Annotated in this window: 2 protein-coding genes; both read right to left on the bottom strand. The window is 51.0% G+C overall.

The window, feature by feature from the left end:
- Positions 1-177: 177 nt before the first annotated feature.
- Positions 178-1,077, bottom strand: a complete 900-nt coding sequence (locus MGEO_RS21290; RefSeq protein ID WP_143746336.1) for a hypothetical protein — start codon at positions 1,075-1,077, stop codon at positions 178-180.
- Between the two features lie 976 nt (positions 1,078-2,053).
- A partial coding sequence (locus MGEO_RS20915; protein WP_198948142.1) for an Ig-like domain-containing protein occupies positions 2,054-3,580 on the bottom strand: 1,527 nt, incomplete at its 5' end.

The following is a 3,580-nucleotide window of genomic DNA, read 5'->3' as shown; positions in this document are numbered from 1 at the left end:
TCCTGACCCTAAGGATCAAAGGACCCGCATGGAAAAACTAGTGTTGCGAGTTTTGTCTCAAGTCGCACTGAGGAAGAAAGACATGCAGCCACCGTCAAACATAAAAAGTAGAGATAAACCTGTTCTCCCACGTTCGTGAAGCGAGCTGCCGTCTGCTCTGAGAACGTAGTGCTAAACCTACCAATCAATGGCTGTTAGGAAACTGTTAAATGCTTCTTGTGCTTGTTGTAGATATGTTGTTGGTTCCGCATTTATTGGATTAACTTCAGGGTCAGTTGGATCCTCTTTTATCAAACACATCATCTTTAAAGCAGTTTCGCTTTCCATGGTTTGCGGCGGTGCGATAGAAACATTTGGTGATGTCGAACCGTCGCCCACTGGTTTATTTGCTTTTTGATTAGCAGCGGCAACACGCGAACTTAATGCTCCATTCACTCCATTTTTGAACTCAACATGTACATGTGAAGCTTCGTCAAAAATATGACTTGAACCCAATTCTGCAGATACTGATCGAATTAATGGATTATCTTTCTTATCCCGTCCTTGAATATCCAGCGCATAACCACATCCATGCTTGGATGTACCAGGTCGTGCAACTGGAGCAACGCAGTAGTACCAAGAGACATGTTCCTTTTCATCCTTCCCGGGGCCAATGATTCCAGCTTTGGTAATAATTGTTTTAAAGTCCTTTTTGGATTGGCGTAGTGTTTTCCAGCGGGATATCTGTTGATCTCGAGGTGTGATATCCTTTGGCGTACCCATCGCTTTCGCCGCAAGATATCCAGTTATTGGATTCGGTGGATTATTTTCTAGATTCGCTAGAACTGCTTTTGCGCAGGTCGTAAGACGGTCGTCCAACAAATTTTCTTCGATGGAGCGTCTAATCATAGAGCATAGGTGTTCCCAATGATAGTTTGACTTCCAGAACTGCTTACTGTCATCAACGTATCCACCAATACATTTTATGTACTTGGGAAAGTAAGGCATAACATCTTTGATTAGCCCCTCAGTAAGTGGAATAGTTTCAACGGTGTTTCGCTTAAAGGTCTGATAAGTGTGTTCGTTATAAGCTTTCATACCTCCCCCAAGCCATTCAGATCGACCACATCGACATGATAAAATTTGTTGAATTGTAAACTAGGACCACGAGTCGTCGAAGCTTTTTCACTGCGCTACCAACAAGTATTTAGGTCAGTAACTCTGACTTTATTCTGTAACTACAGATGATCAAATGTATGGTCTGTGAATACAGTTGGTATTCAACATTAAGTTCCCAAAGACTTACACCTGTGTTGTCTCCGGGCAGCACAGGCTTTTTGTTTGTAGGTCAGAGTGTCTGTCTTGATTTTTGGCGAGAGTGTGAGAGCCTGAGAAGGCATTAAAAGCACAAATTTCCATCACCTATGCGAAGAGGCCCATTTTGCTCGTGGACCACAGACCTACTGTTGGGCCTCTTCGTCTTTCCACGTCAGCTCAGCTCTACCCGTAGGCTCTGGATGTGTTTTCCCCTGCTCGCCTCCAAGTAGCGCATCCAGAGAGCCACCAACAAAGACGATCCTGAACTCCACCTCTCCCAGAGCCTCGCACCTCCGACAAAGGCATTTGCTCACCGCCTGATGAACGGTTGTTTCATCCCGGATGCGGCACTGCCTCCGACGTCGGCAGCGAGTCCACTGCCGACTAGGCTGAATGATGCAGAGACCGACGCGTACACAGTTTGCGGACATTGCTTGTGATAGAGGCAGCCGATAGGGACCTCTCCTCGGCCTCCAAATCGCTGCAGTGCAGCTTCACCGAACTGGCCATTGGCGCGCTGTGCAGCACGATGGGCTAGACGTATGACTGGGTCGCGGGACGAAGATGCCCTCGACGACCAGACCGGAAAGGCGTTCGCCGAGGACCTGTTTGCCGCAGCCGACCGCCGCGCTGCTTAATGTGAAAACTACGCCCATCTGTCGGTTGCTCCACCCGCGACCAAACGCATAGCACTGTAAAGAGATCCTCTATCCGCTGGGTGAAAGTTTTGTGGCTGGTCACCGGTTGACGCGGAAAATCAGACCCAGAACGCAAGGTCGTCTACTGTAACGCCACCCACCGACATGATCGAAATCTTGTCGATGGTGTCAAAATCGGGATTGGACAAACTGACCGCCTCTTCCTTGCCTGCGCGCAGCGAGATAACCTCGGTCGCGACAACCTCGCCGTTAGCATACCCGGTGAAGGTGGCCTCGACGCGGCCCCTTCCGACCACGGTCACGATCCCTCCTTCGAAATCAAACAAGCTCCCGTCCCTCGTAATCGACAAGCTGGCACCTGCACTTTGCGCCGATTGGTCTCCGGAACCGACACCATCAATTGTGGCGCCCGTAACGGTAAACCCGTCTTGTTCCAGACCAGTTTCGAAATCGAGGATGATTTGGGTGGGTGCTGCACCAGAGCCCAAAATCGTAACCAAGGCGGTTGCCATGTCGACACCACCCTGACCATCCGAAACCTCATAAACAAAGCTGTCCGTTGCGGTCTGACCATCATTGAGCTGATCGAATGCGCCATTTGGATCGTAGGAGAAGCTGCCGTCTTCGGCGAATGTCACAAGCGCGCCCGAGACTAGCGCAACAGGTCCTGTGCTCGCGCCGGCGACCGAGATGACACCCAGAGGATCTCCATCGGGATCAGAATCAGCGCCGTTGCCGTTGTCGACAAGCAGATTGCCTACGACAGGATCTTTTTCCGTTGTGGTGAAGGTATCATCCTGTGCCACTGGTGAGACATTGCCACCTGGATCGACAATGCTGTGAGTTACGACAAAAATATCATCCACGAGGAAGGTGCCATCGCCCCTCATAACAACTTGATCGATGCTGTCGAAGGTCGTGTCAAAAATTGCATCGTTCGGGCGTCGAGCCCCGACATTCAGTTGTGTGGAGCCAACCTGCACCCCGTCATCGTACGCTTCGATGAGGACTTTTGTACGCCCCGACGCGACGATCATGGATAGCGATTCGAGATCGAAGTCTTCACCCGTTGTGGTTATGGTGACCTCGCCTAAGCTTTGTCCAGCGTGAACACCGCTGAGGCTTTGATCGCTGACCACCTCAAGCCCAACAAACTGCAGGTTGGCGGTGCCGGCGTAGGGCCCGACAGCAACACCTTCAAAATTAATCAAAGTCGAGGTTGCGATAGTTTCTGGCGAGACACCATCGATCACAATCGATACATCCGCGGTGTCGGTTCCGCCTTGACCGTCAGAGACTGTGTAGCTGAAACCATCGGTGGCTTGCTCTCCGGAGTTCAGGCTGTCGAACGCACCGTTCTGATTATAATCGAAAGATCCATCCGCCTGCACGGTCACAAGCGCACCCGATGCGAGCGAAATTGTTGTGCCTGTCGCCTGACCATTGACACTGGTAATGCTCAGTATGCCGCCATCCCCATCGCTGTCATTGGCCAGCAGATCGGTGGCGCTAAGGAGATCGCCTTCGGTTACGGAATAAGCGTCATTGCCGGCCACTGGAGCGGCATTTTGCGTGACACCGTCAATCACGATCGACACGTCGGCGATATCGGTGCCGCCTTGACC

The organism is Marivita geojedonensis, assembly GCF_002115805.1.
Lineage (GTDB): Bacteria > Pseudomonadota > Alphaproteobacteria > Rhodobacterales > Rhodobacteraceae > Marivita > Marivita geojedonensis.
Note: the sequence above shows the minus strand (reverse complement) of the source record. Positions and strands in the feature narration are given on the sequence as shown.

Excerpts from the sequence above, each read along its gene's own strand:
- MGEO_RS21290 (WP_143746336.1), bottom strand. The coding sequence starts at position 1,077 with ATGAAAGCTTATAACGAACACACTTATCAGACCTTTAAGCGAAACACC.